At 45.5% G+C, this 22,166-nt stretch carries 12 protein-coding genes; 1 reads left to right on the plus strand and 11 read right to left on the minus strand.

Annotated elements, in window-relative coordinates; genetic code table 11:
• Positions 1-76: 76 nt before the first annotated feature.
• The 9 genes from gltB to JFC07_RS06905 form a co-directional block, all read right to left on the minus strand.
• Positions 77-4,540 carry a glutamate synthase large subunit gene (gene gltB / locus JFC07_RS06865; protein ID WP_198328721.1) on the minus strand — a complete coding sequence of 1,488 codons (4,464 nt, stop codon included), beginning with the start codon at positions 4,538-4,540 and terminating at the stop codon, positions 77-79.
• A gap of 818 nt (positions 4,541-5,358) precedes the next feature.
• A complete protein-coding gene (locus JFC07_RS06870) occupies positions 5,359-6,486 on the minus strand; it encodes a hypothetical protein (RefSeq protein WP_068405103.1) in 1,128 nt (375 codons plus the stop codon).
• 207 nt (positions 6,487-6,693) lie between these two features.
• On the minus strand, positions 6,694-7,869 hold the full coding sequence (aroB, locus tag JFC07_RS06875; RefSeq protein WP_198328722.1) for a 3-dehydroquinate synthase: 1,176 nt from the start codon (positions 7,867-7,869) through the stop codon (positions 6,694-6,696).
• Between the two features lie 89 nt (positions 7,870-7,958).
• Entirely contained in the window at positions 7,959-8,522 is a 564-nt protein-coding gene (gene aroK, locus JFC07_RS06880) for a shikimate kinase AroK (protein ID WP_068405099.1), read from the minus strand.
• A 165-nt stretch (positions 8,523-8,687) separates the two neighbouring features.
• The gene (pilQ, locus tag JFC07_RS06885) at positions 8,688-11,060 is read right to left on the minus strand and encodes a type IV pilus secretin PilQ (protein ID WP_198328723.1); all 2,373 of its coding nucleotides are present in this window, start codon (positions 11,058-11,060) and stop codon (positions 8,688-8,690) included.
• A 27-nt stretch (positions 11,061-11,087) separates the two neighbouring features.
• Entirely contained in the window at positions 11,088-11,621 is a 534-nt protein-coding gene (locus JFC07_RS06890; protein ID WP_068405097.1) for a pilus assembly protein PilP, read from the minus strand.
• Positions 11,621-12,352 carry a type IV pilus inner membrane component PilO gene (locus JFC07_RS06895; protein WP_198328724.1) on the minus strand — a complete coding sequence of 244 codons (732 nt, stop codon included), beginning with the start codon at positions 12,350-12,352 and terminating at the stop codon, positions 11,621-11,623. Before JFC07_RS06895 ends, JFC07_RS06890 begins: the two co-directional genes overlap by 1 nt.
• Positions 12,349-13,002 (minus strand): PilN domain-containing protein, encoded by a 654-nt coding sequence (locus JFC07_RS06900; protein ID WP_102077696.1) that lies wholly within the window; start codon positions 13,000-13,002, stop codon positions 12,349-12,351. The genes JFC07_RS06895 and JFC07_RS06900 overlap by 4 nt, the downstream gene beginning before the upstream one ends.
• Positions 13,002-14,057: a pilus assembly protein PilM gene (locus tag JFC07_RS06905; RefSeq protein ID WP_198328725.1), complete on the minus strand. Its 1,056-nt coding sequence runs from the start codon at positions 14,055-14,057 to the stop codon at positions 13,002-13,004. The genes JFC07_RS06900 and JFC07_RS06905 overlap by 1 nt, the downstream gene beginning before the upstream one ends.
• Before the next feature lie 213 nt (positions 14,058-14,270).
• Between JFC07_RS06905 and JFC07_RS06910 the strand changes: the two genes are divergently transcribed.
• A complete protein-coding gene (locus JFC07_RS06910) occupies positions 14,271-16,946 on the plus strand; it encodes a penicillin-binding protein 1A (protein WP_198328726.1) in 2,676 nt (891 codons plus the stop codon).
• Positions 16,947-17,079: 133 nt separating this feature from the next.
• Here the strand turns inward: JFC07_RS06910 and JFC07_RS06915 are convergent, their stop codons facing one another.
• Positions 17,080-17,622: a DUF6586 family protein gene (locus tag JFC07_RS06915; RefSeq protein WP_102077693.1), complete on the minus strand. Its 543-nt coding sequence runs from the start codon at positions 17,620-17,622 to the stop codon at positions 17,080-17,082.
• A gap of 276 nt (positions 17,623-17,898) precedes the next feature.
• On the minus strand, positions 17,899-22,119 hold the full coding sequence (rpoC, locus tag JFC07_RS06920; RefSeq protein WP_102077692.1) for a DNA-directed RNA polymerase subunit beta': 4,221 nt from the start codon (positions 22,117-22,119) through the stop codon (positions 17,899-17,901).
• Positions 22,120-22,166 lie beyond the last annotated feature (47 nt).

The raw sequence follows: 22,166 nt of genomic DNA on the forward strand, positions 1-22,166 counted from the left end.
CGGATAGAGGTTGTCATTTACCTGTTTAAAACCTATGAATTAAACTGCTTGTAAACCTATTATTGACCAAGCCAATTTATTGTGGGTCAGCCGTCGTGGTTTTAAGCAGGGTCGCAACGTTTGCCGCTTTGGGTTTTACCAAATAGAACTTACGCGCGTAATGCTCAAAGTCCGCTAAGATGGTTTGCCCCCACGCACTGCCCGTTTTTTCAACATGAGTTTCAATCACTTGTTGCAAGTAAATACGATGACCTTCCATTTGCTCGCTTGAGATACGGTTTAAATCAATCAGTTCATGATTACAGCGATCGAAAAAGTCACCATCCATATCGAGGACATAAGCAAAGCCGCCGGTCATGCCTGCGCCGAAATTCAGCCCCGTACGCCCAAGGACGGTAATGATGCCGCCGGTCATATACTCGCAGCAATGGTCGCCCGTGCCTTCGATAACCGCATGAGCGCCCGAATTACGTACGCCGAAACGCTCGCCTGCTGTACCCGCCGCATACAACTTGCCACCGGTAGCGCCATACAGACAAGTGTTGCCGATAATGGCGGTTTCATGCGTGGTAAAGCTTGAATCTTGCGGTGGATAAATGACAATCTCACCGCCCGCCATGCCTTTACCAACATAGTCATTGGCATCGCCTTCTAGCTCAATATGCAAACCGCCCGCATTCCAGACCCCTAAACTTTGACCTGCGGTGCCGTTTAGATGCAGCTTAATGGGTCTATCACTCATGCCAAGGTTGCCCCAGACCTGCGCAATTTCGCCGGAAATACGCGCGCCGATAGAGCGATCACAGTTACCGACGGCGTAGCTATAATCGCCGCCGTTACCTTGACGGATACTTAGCAGCATATCGTTAATCATTTGCTCAGCGAGCAAGCCTTTATCAAATGGCTCATTACGCGCCACCTGACAAGTTTGCGCTTTGCTGCTACTGGCTGGATGACTAAATAATAACGGCGTTAAATCCAAATGCCGCTGCTTATCAGTATTACCTTCTAACACGTCAAGCAAATCGGTACGCCCGACCAGCTCCTCCATACTGCGCACGCCGAGAGCGGCAAGCCATTCGCGCGTTTCGGTGGCGACAAATTTAAAGAAGTTAATCAGCATTTCTGCTTCACCGATGAAATGCTCATCACGTAGCTGGGCTTTTTGGGTGGCAACGCCGGTTGGGCAGTTATTAAGATGGCAAATCCGCAAGTATTTACAGCCAACGGCAATCATCGGCGTGGTGCCAAAACCAAAGCTCTCTGCCCCAAGAATTGCGGCTTTGACCACATCAAGACCCGTTTTTAGACCGCCATCGGTTTGAATACGAACTTTATCACGCAAGCCGTTGACCCGAAGCGATTGATGCGTTTCAGCAAGCCCCAGCTCCCACGGCGAGCCAGCATGATGGATAGATGACAGTGGCGACGCTGCCGTGCCACCATCATAGCCTGAGATGGTAATTAGGTCAGCGTAGGCTTTTGCCACGCCCGTTGCAATGGTGCCAACACCCGGACGTGAGACCAGCTTCACTGACACCAAAGCATCTGGATTGACTTGTTTTAAATCAAAAATTAGCTGCGCCAAATCTTCGATAGAGTAAATATCATGATGCGGCGGCGGCGATATGAGCGTCACCCCCGGTACCGAATAACGCAGGCGAGCGATGAGCGCATTAACCTTACCGCCCGGCAGCTGACCGCCCTCACCCGGTTTTGCTCCTTGAGCAACTTTAATTTGCAGCACTTCTGCCGAACGCAGATACGCCGGTGTGACGCCAAAGCGACCTGAGGCAATTTGCTTAATTTTTGAGTTACGCAAGGTACCATAACGCACCGGATCTTCGCCGCCTTCACCAGAGTTTGAGCGCCCGCCAATAGTATTCATCGCCATGGCAATCGCTTCATGGGCTTCAGGTGACAATGCTCCTAAAGACATACCAGCAGAATCAAAGCGCGATAAAATTTCTGAGATGTCCTCGACGTCATTTACGTCGATTGAATTATCGGTTTTTAATTGTAATAAATCGCGCAAGGTTGCTACGGGACGGCTATTGACCAAATCGGCATAATTGCGATAATTGTCATAATCGCCGGTACGGACTGCGGTATGTAGGCTGTTAATTACGTCAGGATTAAAGGCATGGTACTCTTTATTAAAGACAAATTTTAATAAACCACCTTGGTCAAGTGGCGCACGGCGTTTAAAAGCATTGGCCGCCAATTGTGCTTGATCGGCAGCTAAATCGGCAAAGGTTGCGCCTTTAATACGACTTTGCACACCTTTAAAGCATAAGCTTACCACTTCTTCAGAAAGCCCCACCGCTTCAAATAATTGCGCGCCGCGGTAAGAGACAATGGTAGAGATACCCATTTTTGATAAGATTTTTAGCAGCCCTTTATCCAAGCCTTTACGGAAATTGACCCGCGCTTGAATCGGATCGCCAAGCAGCTCACCCGTCGCCACCAAATCATCGATGACGTCATAGGCCAGATATGGATAGACACAAGTCGCGCCAAAGCCAATCAATACCGCCACTTGATGTGAATCGCGCGCCAGACCAGTCTCGACGATTAAATTGGCATCGGTACGAATACCTTGCGCAATTAAATAATGATGCACCGCACCAGTGACCATAATGGCGTTGGCAGGTAGTTTGTCGGCTGCGATATTCTTATCAGACAAGACAATTAAAGTAAAACCCGCACGAATGCTATTTGCTACTTGCTCACAGATGGCTTTAATAGCGGCTGCTAGCTCAAGATTGGTATCGTAGTTTAAGTCGATACGCGCCATTTGAAACGCTGGATCAGCCAAGGTTTCGAGCTGCTGCATTTTACTGGCCGATAAAACCGGTGACGATAAGATAATACGATGCGCGTCGCGTGCTGACGGCGCAAATACATTGGTTTCAGCACCAAGACACGTCTGTAGCGACATCACAATTGACTCACGCAACGGGTCTATCGGTGGATTGGTCACCTGCGCAAACTGCTGGCGGAAAAAGTCGCCGACATGACGAATTTGCTGAGATAGCACCGCCATCGGCGTATCATCGCCCATCGAGCCGACTGGCTCTTGCGCATTTTCGGCATTAGGACGGATAATTTCGGTGCGCTCTTCATTGGTGATATGATACATTTTTTGCAATGCTTTTAGCGGCTCACCGCGGCAAGCTTGGGCGGCTAATTCTTCTTCTAAGCGCTCATCATCGCGGATGCGGGTTGCTTCTTCGCGCAGCCATTTACGATATGGATGCGCTTTTTTGAGTAACGTCGCAATCGCTTTAGTATCCATGATTTGACCGGTCATGGTATCGATAACTAACATCTGACCGGGCCCAACGCGCCCTTTAGCAAGCACATCTTTTGGCGCATAATCCCAAACGCCGACTTCTGAGGCCACCGTGATATAGCCATTTTTGGTGGTGACCCAACGCGACGGACGCAGACCATTACGGTCGAGCATACATACCGCATAGCGACCGTCTTGAATCACTAGTCCTGCTGGGCCATCCCACGCCTCCATATGCTGCGAGTAAAATTCATAAAACGCCCGCAAGTCCATATCCATGCTGTCGACATTTTGCCAAGCGGGCGGTACCAGAATTGACATCGAGTGGAATAAACTCATACCGCCCGACATCAGCACCTCTAGCATATTATCTAAGCTCGATGAATCCGAACCCGTACTATTCACCAGTGGCGTCAATTCACTTAAATTGGGCAATTTATCAGACTTTAATTTTGGCGTGCGCGCTTCAGACCAGCTACGGTTGCCTGTGATGGTATTAAGCTCGCCATTATGCGCCAGATAGCGAAACGGCTGCGCCAGTGGCCAGCGCGGCAAGGTATTGGTTGAAAAACGCTGATGGAAGACCACGATATGCGAGGCCAAACGCGTATCTTGTAAGTCTAAAAAGAACGCTGGCAGATCTGATGGCATGACCAAACCTTTATAGATAATGGTCTGACAGTTTAAGGAACAAACATAAAATAGCTCGTCATCAACCAAGCGTTGTTCAGCTTTTTTACGCGCGACAAATAATTTGCGGTTAAAGTCATCGGCTGCTATCTCGTCTGGTGCATTGACAAATATCTGCTGAAAACCAGGTAATGTCTGACGCCCAATCTCACCAACGATACTTAAATCAAGCGGCACATCGCGCCAGCCCGCCACTGCTAACCCTTGGGCGGCAATCTCTTCATTAAGCACCTGCTGACTATACTGCGCTTTTGTCTCATCCAAACTGACAAACACCATGCCAACGGCAAAATCAGCAGTCAGGGTAAAGCCTTGCTCAGCGGCTATATCGCTAAAAAATACCGTCGGCGTTGCCAGCAATAAACCGCAGCCATCGCCAGTCTTACCATCAGCTGCAACACCGCCGCGATGGGTCATACAACTTAGACTATGAATAGCTGTTTTTACCAAATCGTGACTGGCTTGGCCCTCGATATGAGCTATCAAACCAAAGCCGCAATTATCAGAGAAGTCATCTGGCGCCGCCAAATGCGTAGAGGAAGAAATCATTGACATAGCTTGTCCTTTTGAGTGAGCGGACGGCCTATACTTTCAATATGAAGTAGCAACCAAACTCCGCGGGCAGAACGGGCTAAATATATTCACGTAAGCGGATTAATAAAGCGCAAGCGGAGAAAATAATGCAAGCGTTTTGAGGGTGATAAGAATACTTATCACGACTCTCTTTATTTTATAACCATCGCAGCTACTGATTTAACGTTAACGCTAAAGCATTTATACCTAAACCCTTATCGGACTCTGCTTACTTTTATGTCTGTTTTAGCGGTTAAAAACTCAATATGAGCGGCGTAAACGTTAATAAAAACGGTGACGCCTTAACTTCTTTAAGAGACAATAAGCAAAGCAGCTGATAAGAAAGTTATGGATAAATTGGCGATGAATAGGTTAAACCGCCGTTAAATATGAATATGAGACGCTCTATATTCAAGCGCCTTAACAATCCCAATCGGGATAAAGTGAGGAGTTGCGCCACTTGCGATAAGCTTAAATAGGTAGCAAGTAGCAGCGCTTGAAACGACAATATCGAGGTATGAAATAACAGTTTACGATAACTATACAGAACGTCGCCCTCAGTTATCTTAGTGAATGATGACTAAAAAATCTAGTCTTTTCTGTCAACTCATACTCTAGATTTTGTAAAAAAAATATATTATCAATGACACATTAATGACTAACTATTGAGAATAATTACTTATTCAAAGCCGCTTTTATTAGCGTTACTAAGCTTTTTTAATAGTGAATAAATCGTTCACAAAAAAGCCCCCGCCATAAAATACGACAGGAGCGTTTATAAAACGGCATGCTTAGTAAGATTAGTTACTTTTTTCTTCTATCAGCTCTTTGATGCTGTCATTATTGCCTTTTGAGGCGTTAGCATTGGCATTGGGGTTTTTGCCAGCTGCGTTGGCATTGGGGTTTTTGCCAGCAGCGTTGGTATTTTTATTGGCGGCGTTACTATTTGCATTGGCGCTCGGTGGTTTAGGCGCTTCAACCACCGGCGGTTTTTTCGGTGCGTTATTATTGCCTGAACCATTATTTGTTGCATTACCAGTGGTTGCTTCAGGCTTACGGTTAGTATCTGTAGAGGATTGCGTGGTCGTTGGTTGCCCTTCGATCTCGACCGTCCGCTCTTCATTGACAGTCAAAGTGTCAGAAGTATCAGCTGACTGACGTATGCTTTCATTAGCGCCATCTTGTGCGCCGCGATTGGCATTATTATTTGCCATTTGGCCATTACTGTCATCAGACGTTTGTGTCTGTTGACGTACTGGTACTTCGCGTTTGGTTGGGCGCAAGTTTACATTGCGCGTGCGCTTGGTGCTCAAATCCTTAACCGGATCTGGACGTTCATAATTATCGATGATACTGACGTAACGATTGATCTCTTCAGGTAAGACGCGTACATTTGCAGGCAGTTTAAAATCTATCAACTTCGCGGCACCGACCGCCTCTTGTGGACTGCTCATCAGCCCATAAGTCAGCATATAACGCACCTGCTCATTTTCATCAAGGTAGCGGAAATAAGCGAACTTATCGCGATCTTCTCGGCTTTCTAAATAGCTGACGATCACATCATTTTCAGCGACATTCATCACCTGTACGGTCCACTTGCCTTTATTAGCGAGCAGATAACGCTTGTCTTTAAACTCATCAGGATAGCTGCGTAAGTCTTTAACCGTGGTATCAAAACTAATCGGCTGCACGTCTGTATCGAGCTCATGCAAGGACTCTATCTTTAGCGGCTGCTCAAGCTCAGCGGTTGAGGCTTGTGGCGCTGATATTGGCTCATTCTCAATCTTAGCACCTATCGCTGGCGTTTGACTAAACATCCAAACTAAGGCGGTAAACACGCCCAATAGCAGGGTTGCTATCAGCCAAATCAGTGCTTGACGGCGATATTTCTGCCCAGCTGTGCGAGTCGTCGAGCGTGATGCTGCCATGGAGAGGTCCTTGGAAAAGGGTACTTATAAAAAGATACTTATAAAAGAGTTTTATATAATAATGGTCTTAAAAAAATAATGCTCAAGATTGTCGAAATATATCGTAGCTAAAAATGGCTGAAATGATTATTTTAAGCGTTTAACGATTATATATTAACTGATAAATTAAACGTGCAACTTACCTACTGAATACTTCACGAGCTTGTACTATTGATGCTGCGACAAAACTTCGGTCAAAAGCTTGGCATCAAAATCGTTGGTCAATACCGCCTCACCCAATGATTTTAACAAAATAAGGCGGATTTGTCCGTGTTTGACTTTTTTATCATGACCCATCAAACCTAATGCCGTTTGTACGTCAATAGCGGGCGGCGTAATCGGCAAATTTGCCAAGGTAAGTACGCGTTTAATACGCTCAACGTCCGCAGTTGTTAACCAGCCAGTTTTTTGCGACAGCTCAGCCGCTTGTACCATGCCAGCGGCGACCGCCTCGCCATGTAGCCAATTGCCGTAGCCTTGATGGGTTTCAATCACATGGCCAAAAGTATGACCGAAGTTTAACAAAGCGCGTACGCCGGACTCTCTTTCGTCTTGTGCGACGATATCGGCTTTATACTGACAGCAGCGCTTTACCGCCTCGCCAAGTACGGCTAAATCTAACGCCATCATCGCTGGCAAATTGTGCTCAAGCCAAGTCAAAAACTCTGCATCCATAATCAGCGCGTACTTGATGACTTCTGCCAATCCTGCTGATAGCTCACGCGCGGGCAAGGTTTTTAGCGTACTCATATCAGCAAGCACCATTTGCGGCTGCCAAAATGCGCCAATCATATTTTTACCTTGCGGATGATTGATGCCGGTCTTGCCGCCGACGCTCGAATCCACCTGTGATAACAGAGTGGTTGGGATTTGAATAAAATTGACCCCACGCATAAAGCTTGCCGCGGCAAATCCTGTCATGTCGCCGACCACGCCGCCACCAAGGGCGATTAAAGTCACATCGCGGTTAAAGTGTTCTGCCATCAGCGCATCATAAATCTGATTGATACTGGCCTGGTTTTTATACTGCTCACCATCTGGCAGCACACAAACCTTGACCGTAAACTCTGCTTCAAGTTCTTCTTGTAAAGCGCTTAAATATAAAGGCGCAACCGTCTCATTAGTCACGATAAGGACTTGATGACCGGTAATATAAGGCGCGATTTGACTGGCCATGCTGCTTTTTTTAGCGCCATTTTCAGCAATGTCATTAGCGCCATTTTCAGTAATATTACTAACAATGTTTTTAGGGTTGCCTGCATTACTATCTTCAGTAATGACGATAGGATAATCATGACTTTGCGTCTGTACTGTTAGGGTGGCATGAAACAGTGGCGTTGCCATGAAAATCTCCTTAAGTATGAGGATTGAGTTAAATTTAGCGGATTTTTAATAAATATTTTTTAAGCTCATTAACGAAATTTCATTTTTTATTATTCATCTTCTTCATGTGCTGAGCTAATAGAAGTCGACTCACAAAAGGTTTCTAATTTCTGCAATAACTGATTGACCATATGGCGCGGATAAGTATGACCGGTCGGCATGATAATATGCGCCACTTGCCGATATAAGGGGTCGCGGGCGCTGTATAAATCTTGCAATATTTTTCTAGGGTTGGGCTGTTGTAATAAAGGTCGCGACTTATCTTTTGCAGTACGCGCCATTTGCACGTCCACCGGAGCATTGAGATAGACGACGATGCCGCGCTCTTTAAGAAACGCTCGGTTTTCAGCGGCCATTACCGCACCGCCGCCGGTTGCTAAGACAATTTGTGTTTGCTGCGTCAGCTCATCAATGGCACGCGTCTCGCGCTCTCGAAAGCCCGCTTCGCCTTCTTTGGCAAATATCCAAGCAATATCAGCCCCAGTTTGCGACTCGATATACCAATCACTGTCTACAAACGAGCGTCCCAACTGCTTAGCAAGCAATCTGCCAATGGTGGTCTTTCCCGCTCCCATCGGCCCCACTAGAAATACCGACGGTAATTCCTCAACCATAATACGCACTCAGCTAAATTAGGTATGATACAACGTCATGGATATTCTGGCTAGTAACGTGTATTGATTATTGTCAGTAAAATATAGGGAGGCACAAAACTTACCCATAAAAAAAGCAAGCGTTGCTGCTTGCTTTTTTCTATTATGAAATAATGAAACGCTAGATTAGTTTAGGCGACTGGTACCATCATTAATCAATTTTGGCGTGACAAAGATCAATAGCTCTTCTTTTGCATTGTTACGTACATCCTTGCGGAACGCACGACCAACATAAGGTAAGTCGCCTAAGAAAGGTACTTTATCGACCCCATTACTTTTACGGTTTTTAAAGACGCCGCCCAGTACAACGGTTTGCCCATCTTCCACAATCACATTGGTTGAAATAGAATCTTCAGCAATCGCAACCTGATTATTAATGATAGTCGGTGTGCCATTGGTGATAAGCAGTTGCAAACCAATTTTACCGTCTGGGGTAATGTTTGGCGTGGCTTCCAAGCTCAATGCCGCTTCTTTAAAGCTGGTGGTGGTCGCGCCACTGGCCGAGGCTTCTTGATAAGGTATTTGCGTACCAGAAGATACTTTTGCCGTTTGTTTATCAGCGGTCAAAATCTTTGGCGTCGAAATCACTTCACCGCGGTTATCTGCTTGTAGGGCTGATAATTCAAGATCGAGCATCACATCTGACATGCTAAGCAGTCCAAAAGCAATCCTACCCGCTGGGTTGGCAACCCCTAAATCCACGTTTAAGTTATCAGGACGGCTGATGTCATACTTAGGATAAGAAACTGTTTGACCATTGACGGTCGTCGTCTCTACATCAAAGTCTTTTAAGTCCCATAGCGTCTGATTGCTACCACCGACCAACAAGTTACGGTTATTGGCAGCGCCGTTTGATAAAATCCCCCAACGCACGCCAATCTCTTTACTAAAGCTATCGGTTGCGCTAACGATACGCGCTTCAATCATTACTTGACGGACTGGAATATCAATTTTACCAATCAGCTTATGAATATTCTCGATGCTTTCAGCCACATCTTTGATAATCAAGGTATTGGTACGCTCATCGACCGTTACCGTACCACGGTTTGACAATAAGGTATTGTTATCAACAGAGTTTGCGTTGCCAGTACCGCTACTACCTGTTGAACCACTGCCTTGAGAGATCAGCGTCAATACATCTGCTGCCTTAGCATAGCTTAAGCGAATGTATTCTGTACATAGCGGTGCATAAGACTCAACCGCTTGCTGCGCTTCAAGCTCACGCGCTTCTTGTTCTGCAAGCTCAGTCGAAGGTGCGACCAAAATCACATTGCCATTTTCACGTTTGCCAAGATTCTTACTCTTTAGAATAATATCTAGTGCTTGATCCCACGGGACATTAATCAAACGCAAAGTGATGTTGCCCGCCACCGAGTCACTCGCCACAATATTCATTTCTGTAAACTGGGCCAATATATCTAAAACACTACGGATTTCGACGTCTTGAAACTCCATCGATAATGCTTCGCCGGTATAGACTTTTTCTTCTAATGTCGGCTCGCGTAGTAGCTCGGGCTTTCTGATACTGATGTTTAATTGATTGCCTGATTGGTAAGCCTGATATTCAAAATCTTCTTTGACATTAATAGTGATCACACCATTTTGCCCTTGGTTTTTGGTATCAATACTATCAACCAGACCGCTATTCACATTCAAGCGGCGCAGCAAGTTTCTCGGTACCGTGCTACCCGTTAAACGAACCACCAACTTATTACCTTGGCGCTGCACGTCTACTGGAATAGCTTCGTTAGCAAGTGCAATACTGACATTACCGCCGCCGTCATTGCCTTTAGTGAAATTAAACGCCGTTAAACCATCATAACTATATTGCTTACTCACTTGTGAGGCGGCAAGCTGTGGGCTTAATAAAGGATTGACGCGCACTACCATCGTATCAGCAGGTGCCTGTGTTGCAACTGCTTGAGTTTTCACTACTTTGGTTTTAATTGGTGCAACTGCAACGCTACTGCTTTCAACAATTGGCGTCACTACCGCAGTAGTGGTGATAGCTGCGTTGCCATTTAATAAGTCTTGGACTGGGTCATTGGTAACTACTTGATTAACCACCGGACGACTAGGGTCGCTGATGGTTAGCAGCAAATTATTGCCCTCAATAGCGGTAGTATAATTGCCCGCTTGTTTGAGACCGACGATCAGACGCGTGGTATTGTCGCTATTCAGGGTAGTGACATCGTTGATCATACCAACATTATATTCACTAAAACGGCTGGCAAGCCCATTTTGCACTTGTTCAAAATCTAATACCAAACGGCTTGGATTATCAAGCTGATAGGCAGCAGGTAATACTGGCTTACCGGCAAACCCTAAGCGCATTTGGGTAACCGCTGGCGCTGTTTGTACCACAGAGACGTTATTGATACGCTGCTCAGCATGAGCACTGCTACTTATTGCTACCATACTCATTGCCAATGCAGAGATGGCAAAACTAGAAGATACGCGGTCGCTCATCGTCATTACCTTGTTGTTGCGTACTGTCATTATATATTCCTCAAAAAATCTGCCGACTTAGCTTATAGGGGAGACCAGCGACTGGGGTTTTTCAACAAACCCAGCGCGGCTGTCTGGCACAATTTCGATCAAGTTAATCTGGGTCGGCGTGATTTCAACAATACGGCCGTCATTTAAGCCAAGATAATTACCGACTCTTACGCTCGCAACCGAACCGTCAGGACGCTGCACTAAGGCATATTGCTGACCTTCAGGTGAAATAACGACGCCGCGAAAGACGAGTTGCGACAGCTCATATTGTTCAAGTGGTTCTTTCACTCGGGTTATATCAGGGCGCACACCATCAATAGAGGTGGCAGGGCCTTGGACATTCACTAAGCTTGGTGGCAAAAATGGGCTGCGCTGCGTACTGGCACTATAAACAAAATCTTCTACCAGCTCAGCTTTGGGCGGCGGCTCAATTGGCTGTGCTGGCTGGTTGCGAATATCAGTCATCGCCTGCTCTGCCATGCCAATACGGTCAGTACAACCGGTCATTGACAAAACAGTCGCGCTTAAAATCAGCAGCATGGGCAGTTTTTGGATACGCATTAGTTGCCTCCTGCAGCATCAGTGGTAGCAGCGTCTGGTGTGGCGGTTTCTTCACCTTCAGGAGCAGCTTCTTTTGAGCGATAGGTTTTGGTTTGTAGCGCCAGATTGAGCTCAGGCAATACATCTAGAGTTGGCTGCGGATTACTGACTTCAAAATCATGCATGGTAATAATACGCGGCAAGGCAGCAAGACCACTGATAAAGCTACCAAACTGATGGTATTCACCTAAGGCAGCGATACGAATAGGCTGCTCAATAAAAAACTCATTCTCAATTTCAGGCTCAACAGAGATATCTTGAAAACGAATGTTACTGCCAACGCCCGTCATATTGATACCTTCGACCAGCTCTGATACGCGGGTATCTTTTGGGAGTTGATCGAGTAAAGTATTAAACTCAGTTTCCATTTGAATCACTTGCGCTTGATAGGCTTTTAAATGACGCGCACGCGATTCTTTTTCGCGGTAGCTATCAAGTAAAGTTTGCTGCTGACTTTCAGCGGCATTAATTTCATCAATTTTACTGCTGATTGGCAGCGCCCAAGATAGCGCTGCAATCAAAGCAATAATAAATCCAATCACGGTAACTTTGACAGGAAGCGGCCAGCTGCCGTAGTTTTCGCTGTCTAATGATTCGAAACTGCGGCGAAACTCATTCAAGTCAAACTGCTTTTTCGTACTTAACGCCTCTTTCTTGGTTTTAACCAAGCTCTTTTTTCGAATCAGTTTCATAACTCACCTCCAGACGCAGCGTTAGCTTCAGTCGCTTCCGCTGTTTCTGACTGTACTTTAGTCGTGACAACAAACTGAACATAGCTGTCTTCAGGATAAACCGGACGCGGCTGCGCTCCAGTAGTCACCGTATTTTCTAAGATGGGCGCGGCTTGATAGGCGCTGATATTCTGCTGAATATTGCTTACCGCTGAATTGCCCATCCATTTACTGCTGTCTAGATTACGAATCAAGCTAGAGACGATATTTGGATTATCAGCAAGACCTGTTAACGTCAGTACATCGCCTTCGCGTTTTAAATTGGTTAAATACAGAGCAGGCGGTATTGCTTTGGCAAGATCATCCCATATACGGACTGGAACCGGACGTCGACCTTGCAAATCTTGGATAACCTGCATCCGTGAGATGATGTCTTCACGGCGTTGTTCTAAGCTATCAATCTCTACTAAGGCTTTATCTAAGCGCGCGTTTTCTTGCTCAATCAGCGCATTGGCATCCAATTGCTCATCGAGTTCATTATTAAAATAGCTCCATGAGGCAAATGCCGCTAATAAAGTGAGCAAGGTTACTGCGGCCACCAAAGTGATAAATTCTTTATTGCGGCGTTCGCGCTCTTCTTGCCGCCAGGGCAATAAGTTAATACGAGCCATTAGTCGAAGCTCCTTAACGCAAGACCGCACGCGGCCATTAAGCTTGGTGCATCAATCGCCAGTTGCTCATTATCGATATAAGGAGCAATGGTCATGTTGATGAACGGATTTGCGATAGTGACAGGGACACCCAATCGTTGCTGCGCCATACCGGCAAGCCCTGCAATAGAGCTGCTACCACCTGCTAGCACGACATGATCGATACTGCTGGATTGGCTTGATGAGAAGTAAAACTGTAATGAGCGCGTAATTTGCTGAATGGTATTTTCGATAAACGGTGTCAATACCTCAGGGTAGTAATCATCAGGTAGAGTGCGTTCACGTTTGCTAATGGTTGCTTCTTCAGCAGATAGTCCATAACGGTTTTGAATCGCATCAGTGAGCTGCGCACCACCAAATAACTGTTCACGGCTATAAATAAACTCACCGTTTTTAGCTATATATAAGGTCGTTTGGTTATGACCAATATCAACTAAAGCGACCAAGTCTGGTATATTTGAGAGATTATCGACCATCAAACCAAAGGCACGCTCAATAGCATGCGATTCGATATCCATCACTTCGGTTTGCAAACCGCCAAAAGTAAGCGCATCGACTCTTTGGTCGACGTTTTCTGAGCGCGACGCCGCTAGGAGCACTTGCACCATATCATCATTTATCAGTGACGGCCCTAGTACTTCAAAATCTAAATTTACATCTTCTAATAAATAAGGAATATATTGATCGGCATCCAAACGAATCTGCGCTTCACGCTCGACATCGTTAAGCACCATATCCATATCAATAATTTTGGTAATCACAGCAGAACCTGATACAGCAGTTGCCGCATTACTGCCCGCAGCTTGGCAACGCCGTGCTAGGCTTGCTATAGTATTACCTACGGCCTCAGTGTCTACGATGAGTTTGTCAACGACTACGCCTTCTGGTAGCGCTTCGATACCGTAAGACTTTAAATGAAAGATACCTTGTTGGCGCTGAATGTCGACCAGCTTTACTGACGTGGCGCAAATATCCACGCCAATCAAATGCCGACTTTTAGAAGTAAATAGCCTCACAAACTCTATACCTTATATTAAGTGTACATTCTGATAGTTATTTGTAATAATTTAGTACAACACTTTACTTAATAGATAGATTCAAGCATTTAGATTGTTTATCAAGCATTTAGACTACTTATTAAGCCACACTTACACATTTATTATTACCTGCCTATTTTGTTCAAGGTATAATCTCCTACCTGTTGCAAATTTTAATTGATAAGCCTGATTATGACCAAAAAAAATGCTACCGCTCGTCTCATTCACTTTTTGGTGGGGCTTTTCATTGCCTGCTTAGCGTTAGCGCTCATTTTAGCGCTTGCTGTACCGATTGGTTTTTATGGTATGGCGATGTATTTAGCGCCAACCTTACCCAGTACCCAAGAGATTAAAACCGCCAATCTTGAGATGCCTTTACAGATTTATAGTAGTGACGACAAGCTGATTGGTCAGTATGGCAACCGTTTATCGCTACCAGTTACATTTGAAGAAATCCCCGAAGGCTTAACGCATGCCTTTTTGGCGGCCGAAGATGCAACATTTTTCCAGCATAGCGGTATCAGTATTAAAGGACTTGGTCGCGCCGTGACCGAAGTGGTAACCGACGATGAAAGCCAAACCGGCGGCTCTACCATCACTATGCAGGTCGCTAAAAACTACTTTTTAAGCCCTGAACGTACATTAAACCGTAAATTAACGGAGCTGTTCTTAGCCCGTAAAATAGAAGATGAGCTGAGTAAGAACGACATTCTTACCTTATATGTCAATAAAATCTATCTAGGCGAAGGCGCTTATGGTATCCGCGCTGCTGCCAAAAAATACTATAGTAAATCACTTGAGAACCTGACGGTGGCCGAGATGGCTATGCTTGCAGGTTTGCCAAAAGCCCCTTCTAAATACAATCCTGTCGCCAATCCTAGTCGTGCACTCACCCGCCGCAACTGGATTATTGGCCGTATGCATGAGCTTGGTTATATCACCAAGCAGCAGCACGACGAAGCGATCAACGCCCCTATCGGTATCAACCTTTATCAAGAAAAGCTTGATATGAACATGCCGTATTTGGCAGAGATGACACGTTCTGCCTTGGTCGAGCGCTATGGCGAACAAGTCATGAATGGCGGTTGGCGCGTGCGTTTGACTGTTGATAGTGAAGCGCAAAAAGCGGCAGAAAAGGCAATATTGACGGGGCTTGTGGCCTACGAGCATCGTCATGGCTGGCGCGGTCCAGAAGCAAACGGTGAACCGCTGGAAAAATTCCGTCGTTATAGCAATATGTCGCCGGCGAAAGTCACCAAGGTTAACTCACGCAGTTTTGAAGCAATCCTGCAGTCCGGTGAAAGCGTCACCGTCAATTGGTCTGGCATGAGCTGGGCACGTAAATATATCTCTGCCGACCGTATTGGCTATTTTCCGAGTAATGCCAGCCAGATTGTTAGTAAAAATGACATCGTGCGCTTGATACCAGCCGCTAATGGCAGTTGGCAATTGAGTCAAATACCAGACGTACAAGGCAGTTTGGTTTCCTTAAACCCTGAAACAGGCGCTGTACGAGCTTTGGTTGGCGGTTTTGATTTTAATCACAGTAAATTTAACCGCGCCCTACAAGGCTGGCGCCAGCCCGGCTCAACGATTAAACCACTGGTTTATACCGCGGCCCTAGAAAAAGGCTACCGCCCAGACAGCATTGTTTCAGACCGTCCGATTCAAGTAGGCGATTGGAAACCTAAAAACTCTGACCAACGTTTTTTAGGCGATATTACCTTGCGCCGTGGACTTTATTTATCACGTAACTTAGTGTCTATTCGCTTGCTACAAGCCATTGGTATCTCCGATGCACGTAATTTATTAGATGAGTTTGGACTCGATAAAGAAAAGCTGCCTACCACTTTGTCGTTAGCATTGGGCACAGGTCAAGCTACCCCATTACAAATGGCGACGGCTTATGCGACCTTTGCCAATGGTGGTCATCGTATTCAGCCTTATTTTATCGACCAAATTTATAATTATAATAATAAGCTGCTGTTTCAAGCCAACCCGCAACAAGCATGCGCGTTATGTTTTAATGAACAGCTCGACGACCTCAACAAAAAACTTATCGAAGATTATGAAGCAAAAGTAGAAGAAGAAAATAAGGCGTCGATAAAATCAGAGAGCGATATTAAAGCTGAAAATAGTTCAGATTCTGATGCTACAGAAGACAGTCCATTAAAAGATAGCAAAGCACTTGATGTAGAAGTTTATGATGCCAGTCCAGATTCGGATCGCCTAAAAGCGCCAGTTTTGCAGTATGTACGTGCTGAGCAAGCGCCGCGTATTTTAAAACCGCGAGTGGCTTTTGAGATGGCCGATATTCTACGCGACGTTATCCAGCGCGGTACGGCTGTGCGCGCGAAAGCGTTGGGACGCGATGACATTGGTGGCAAAACCGGAACGACGAATGAAGCAAAAGACGCATGGTTTGCAGGGTTTCATCCTACCAATGCTACTGTCGTTTGGATGGGCTTTGATCAGCCATCAACGCTTGGACGCCGTGAATATGGCGGCGTGGCAGCGCTGCCTGTTTGGATGGACTTTATGAAAGCCCAGTTAAATAACACCCCTCATCAATGGGTAGCTATCAATAACCGTGCCAAATCTAAAAAGCAGAAGCAGACTATCATAGAAATGATGGACGAAGGCGCAGCTGAGCTTGAAGATGAAGAAGCAGATGATGGCAAATCAGCAAAGCCAGTCAAAACCACCACTCAACAACGTAAGCCACCTGCCCCTGAGCCAGTTGAAGAGCAGATTCAAAATCGACCCGCTCCTGAAAAACCAAAACCAAGTCGTACTGATAACGGTAATCCTCAAAACAAACCTTTATCAGCCACGCCGGTTGAGCGCATGCCGCCGATGCCCGAATAAATAAGGGACAGTTTTAGTTTAGATGCAAAGAAAAGGTCTGGCACAATTTCACTGTGCCAGACCTTTTTTATTAACACTTATTTATAAAAATAAAGCCTATTACTTAAACAGAGTATAAAAGCCTAGAGGTTATTTAAAACTCAACCATACCGGCGCGCAGTTGTTCGATCAGCTCTAATAATTGCTGCCGCCATTCGCGTATGGTCGCCTCATCTGGCAGCCACTGATTTGATAACGTCACGACATTAACAATCAGATCGGGTGCCGCTGCTGTGCCGCGACCTGCCTTGTCATTTATTACCTTATCATCTATTACATTCTCAGGTAACACTGGATATAGACAACGCTGATAGGCACGCTCTATATCAGCCAAAAAACCTTGCTGTAAAAGCTGCTCTAAGCGCTGTACTTCAGGCGATACTTGCGTACGGGCGCTTAGTCCTTCTTCAATATCTGCTAAGGTTGGCGCGGTCATCGTTAAACCATAAAAATTTCCAAGCTCTTGTATAAAAGCAAGATAGGCGCCGTATAAATGAAAAATAGCGGTCTCACAGTGCGCTTGGTATAGTTGTTTATCGCTCGTATTAGCAGCTGCTTGACAGCCCAAACGACAAAAATATAATTTTTGATTGGTACGATCAGCTTGGTATTTAGCAACGCGAGTCTTACCGGCCATGCGCTTATCCCTATGTATTTATAAGTTAATTGAATGAAGTGAATTGTTTAATTGGCTACCGTCATTGAAAATGTCATATCATTCTATAACGCGCTCAAAATCTATTAATAGTAATTTAAAAGGCATCTTTATAGCAATGTACGTTTTGCTTAAGTTATTATAAAAAAGTGATGGTATACAAAAATAATTTATAAACTCTATTTTCTTTAGGCAATAAAAAAGCCAGCAACTGAGGCTGGCTTTTTTATTGAGAGAAATAACTAAAGGTTATTTAGATTAATGATTACCTTGGTTAAGCTCTTGAGCAAAGGCTTCATCAAAGCTTGCAAAGTCTGTGCTATCGGTACTAGCAGACATATCAAACGCTGCATTCAAATCATTATCTTGCAGCTTTTGCTCCGCTTTTTCTTTGCGAGCTTTATGATAAGCAAGACCAGTACCAGCAGGAATCAAGCGACCAACCACCACGTTCTCTTTTAGACCGCGTAGCTCATCAACTTTACCTGTCACAGCTGCCGCCGTTAGGACACGGGTTGTCTCCTGGAACGATGCCGCTGAGATAAAGCTTTCTGTTGCCAAGCTTGCTTTGGTAATACCAAGCAATTGACGCTCATACTTAACTGGGAACTTATCTTCCGCTTCCAGTTTCGCATTCAGCGCTTTGACGTCAGCGTACTCAACCTGGTCACCTTTAAAGTAGCTTGAATCACCACCGTCCGTGACTTCAACTTTACGCAGCATCTGACGAATGATAACTTCGATGTGCTTGTCGTTGATTTTCACGCCCTGTAAGCGATAAACGTCCTGAACTTCGTTTACGATATAATCAGCAAGCGCAGTTTGTCCTTTTAGACGTAAGATATCGTGCGGGTTTTGTGGACCATCAGCGATAATCTCACCACGAGCAACCGTCTCGTTTTCGAAGACGTTGATCTGACGCCATTTCGGGATTAGCTCTTCATGGACTTCACCATCTTCATTGGTAATAATGAAGCGATTTTTACCTTTGGTCTCTTTACCGAAGCTGACGACACCCGTCATTTCTGCCATGATGGCATGATCTTTCGGACGACGCGCTTCAAATAAGTCAGCAACACGTGGTAGACCACCGGTAATATCTTTGGTTCCTGAAGACGCTTGTGGTACACGGCCTAAAATCGAACCGGCTGCTACTTTCTCACCATCGCTGACACGAATAATCGTTTCAGCTGGTAAGAAGTAAACCACTTCTTTACCTTCGTCAGTGTTCAAGATAATCGCCGGACGTAAGTCTTTGGCTGAACTTGAACGGTCACGAGTCGCTAGGATTTCAAACGAGCTCATACCAGTGGCATCATCAACTTTAACCGTTGCTGTCGAACCATCAACAATATCACTAAAGCGTGCGGTACCGGCGAACTCTGTGATAATTGGGTGCGTATGCGGATCCCATTTAGCGATAGTTTGACCGCCTTCGACCTGCTCTTCGTTTTTCACAAGGACGCTAGAACCATAAGGTACTTTATAGCGCTCACGCTCACGGCCAAGCTCATCGGTCAATGCCAATTCTGCTGAACGCGATACGATAACCAAGTGACCATCGGTATGTTGTACCGTTTTCATGTTCTCAAAGTGCACTTGACCCGCATTACGTGCTGAGATGCTATTGTCTACAGACGCCGAACTTGCAGCCCCACCAACGTGGAACGTACGCATGGTTAACTGAGTACCAGGTTCGCCGATAGACTGCGCTGCCATAACACCGACTGACTCGCCGATATTGACTTTATGACCACGAGCAAGGTCACGACCATAACACTGTGAACAAACGCCATGCTCAATATCACACGTGATGACCGAACGTACCCAAATATCATCAATCGCGTTGTTATCAAGCACATTTACCCAATACTCATCGATTAAGGTACCTGCTGGAATCAAGACTTTTGACGCATCATCGTTGTAAGTAACATCACGCGCGGTCACACGACCAAGGACTAGTTCACCGAGTTTCTCGATGATTTCGCCACCTTGAATGTGCGGCTTCATGAGCAAGCCTTCCTCAGTACCACAATCTTCGCTAGTGATAACCAAATCTTGCGCTACGTCAACCAAACGACGCGTCAAGTAACCTGAGTTAGCGGTTTTTAGAGCGGTATCAGCCAAGCCTTTACGTGCACCGTGCGTTGAAATAAAGTACTGCAGTACGGTCAAACCTTCGCGGAAGTTGGCCTTAATCGGCGTCTCAATAATTGAGCCATCCGGTTTTGCCATCAAACCACGCATACCTGCTAACTGACGAATCTGAGCGGCACTACCACGAGCACCAGAATCCGACATGATAAAGATAGAGTTGAACGATTTCTGCTCGTCTTCTTCACCTTTGGCATTGATAACTTTATCAGTTGCCAAGTTATCCATCATCGCTTTAGCGACTTTATCATTGGTACGCGACCAGATATCAACCACTTTGTTATAACGCTCACCCGCGGTCACAAAACCTTGCTCGAATTGATCTTCAATCTCGCGAACTTCTGCTTCAGCGGTTTCGATGATTTGTTTTTTCAGCGGTGGAATGACCATATCATCGATACCGATAGATACGCCAGATAAGGTTGCTTGTGCAAAACCAAGGTACATCAATTGGTCAGCGAACATAACACTTTCTTTCACGCCAACTTTACGGTAGCAAGAGTTGATCAATTTAGAGATATTTTTCTTGGTCATCTCTTGGTTACACTCATCAAACGTCATACCTTTAGGCATGATGTTCCAGATCAACAAACGGCCAGCAACGGTATCTTGCATCTTGACTTCTTTGGTCTCATTACCTTCGTCGTCGACATGAGTTTCCGTTACACGCACTTTAATCTTAGCGTTAACATGCAAATCGTTTGAGCCAATCGCACGCAATGCTTCATTAACGGTGGCAAAGATCATGCCCTCGCCTTTGGCATTGATTGATGAACGGCTGATGTAATACAAACCAAGTACAACGTCTTGTGATGGTACGATGATTGGATCACCGTTCGCAGGCGACAAGATATTGTTGGTCGACATCATTAACGCACGTGATTCAAGCTGTGCTTCTAGGGTCAATGGCACGTGTACCGCCATTTGGTCACCGTCAAAGTCGGCGTTGAACGCGGTACAAACGAGAGGATGCAGCTGAATCGCTTTACCTTCGATCAATACTGGCTCAAATGCTTGTAGACCCAAACGGTGAAGCGTCGGCGCACGGTTCAGTAGTACTGGATGCTCACGGATAACCATGGCCAGCATATCCCACACTTGTGGCTCTTCACGCTCTACCATCTTTTTGGCAGCTTTAATCGTAGTCGCTAGACCATGAGACAATAGCTTGTTATAAGTAAATGGCTTGAATAGTTCTAGTGCCATTTTCTTCGGTAGACCACACTGATGTAGACGCAGGGTCGGACCTACAACGATAACCGAACGACCAGAGTAGTCAACACGCTTACCAAGTAAGTTCTGACGGAAACGGCCTTGCTTACCTTTGATCATATCTGCCAAAGATTTTAATGGGCGCTTATTACTACCGGTAATCGCACGTCCACGGCGACCGTTATCAAGCAAGGCATCGACTGATTCTTGCAACATACGTTTTTCGTTACGTACGATGATATCAGGGGCGCTTAGCTCTAATAGACGCTTTAAACGGTTGTTACGGTTAATTACGCGGCGATATAAATCGTTTAGATCTGATGTCGCAAAACGGCCGCCTTCTAGTGGTACTAGCGGGCGCAAATCTGGTGGTAGTACTGGTAAGATATTCATTACCATCCACTCAGGCTTGTTATTAGAATCACGGAATGCTTCTAATAATTTAAGACGCTTAGACATCTTTTTAAGTTTAGTCTCAGAACCGGTTTGCGGAATGGCTTCACGCAGCTCATCAATCTCGATATCTAAATCGATGTCTTTTAATAGGTCTTGAACCGCTTCAGCACCCATTTTGGCCGTGAACTCATCGCCAAATTCTTCAAGCGCTTTATAATAATCTTCATCATCAAGCAGCTGATACTTCTCTAAAGAAGTCAGACCAGGCTCGGTGACGATATAGCTTTCAAAATATAGGACGCGTTCGATATCACGAAGCGTCATATCTAACAACAGACCAATGCGGCTTGGTAAAGATTTTAAGAACCAAATATGCGCAACAGGACTGGCTAGGTCGATATGACCCATGCGGTCGCGACGTACTTTAGCGGTCGTGACTTCAACGCCACATTTTTCACAGATAACGCCTTGGAACTTACGGCGCTTGTATTTACCACATAAACATTCAAAGTCTTTTACTGGGCCAAAGATTTTGGCACAGAATAGACCATCACGCTCAGGCTTAAAGGTACGATAGTTAATCGTTTCTGGTTTTTTAACTTCACCATGTGACCATGATTTGATCACATCAGGTGAGGCCAACGTAATTTGAATACTGTCAAATTCATGGTTACCGTTACCGGTAGGGCTTTGCATGATATCGAGTAAATCTTTCAAGTTGCTTCTCCGTTATCTTTATAATCATCTGACAGCGTGCTATGAGC

The organism is Psychrobacter faecalis, assembly GCF_016107575.1.
GTDB lineage: Bacteria > Pseudomonadota > Gammaproteobacteria > Pseudomonadales > Moraxellaceae > Psychrobacter > Psychrobacter faecalis.

Coding starts and splice junctions, on each gene's coding strand:
- JFC07_RS06915 (WP_102077693.1), bottom strand. CDS start 17,622: ATGGCCGGTAAGACTCGCGTTGCTAAATACCAAGCTGATCGTACCAAT.
- aroB (WP_198328722.1), bottom strand. CDS start 7,869: ATGGCAACGCCACTGTTTCATGCCACCCTAACAGTACAGACGCAAAGT.
- aroK (WP_068405099.1), bottom strand. CDS start 8,522: ATGGTTGAGGAATTACCGTCGGTATTTCTAGTGGGGCCGATGGGAGCG.
- JFC07_RS06895 (WP_198328724.1), bottom strand. CDS start 12,352: ATGAAACTGATTCGAAAAAAGAGCTTGGTTAAAACCAAGAAAGAGGCG.
- JFC07_RS06870 (WP_068405103.1), bottom strand. CDS start 6,486: ATGGCAGCATCACGCTCGACGACTCGCACAGCTGGGCAGAAATATCGC.
- JFC07_RS06890 (WP_068405097.1), bottom strand. CDS start 11,621: ATGCGTATCCAAAAACTGCCCATGCTGCTGATTTTAAGCGCGACTGTT.
- gltB (WP_198328721.1), bottom strand. CDS start 4,540: ATGTCAATGATTTCTTCCTCTACGCATTTGGCGGCGCCAGATGACTTC.
- JFC07_RS06900 (WP_102077696.1), bottom strand. CDS start 13,002: ATGGCTCGTATTAACTTATTGCCCTGGCGGCAAGAAGAGCGCGAACGC.
- pilQ (WP_198328723.1), bottom strand. CDS start 11,060: ATGACAGTACGCAACAACAAGGTAATGACGATGAGCGACCGCGTATCT.
- JFC07_RS06910 (WP_198328726.1), top strand. CDS start 14,271: ATGACCAAAAAAAATGCTACCGCTCGTCTCATTCACTTTTTGGTGGGG.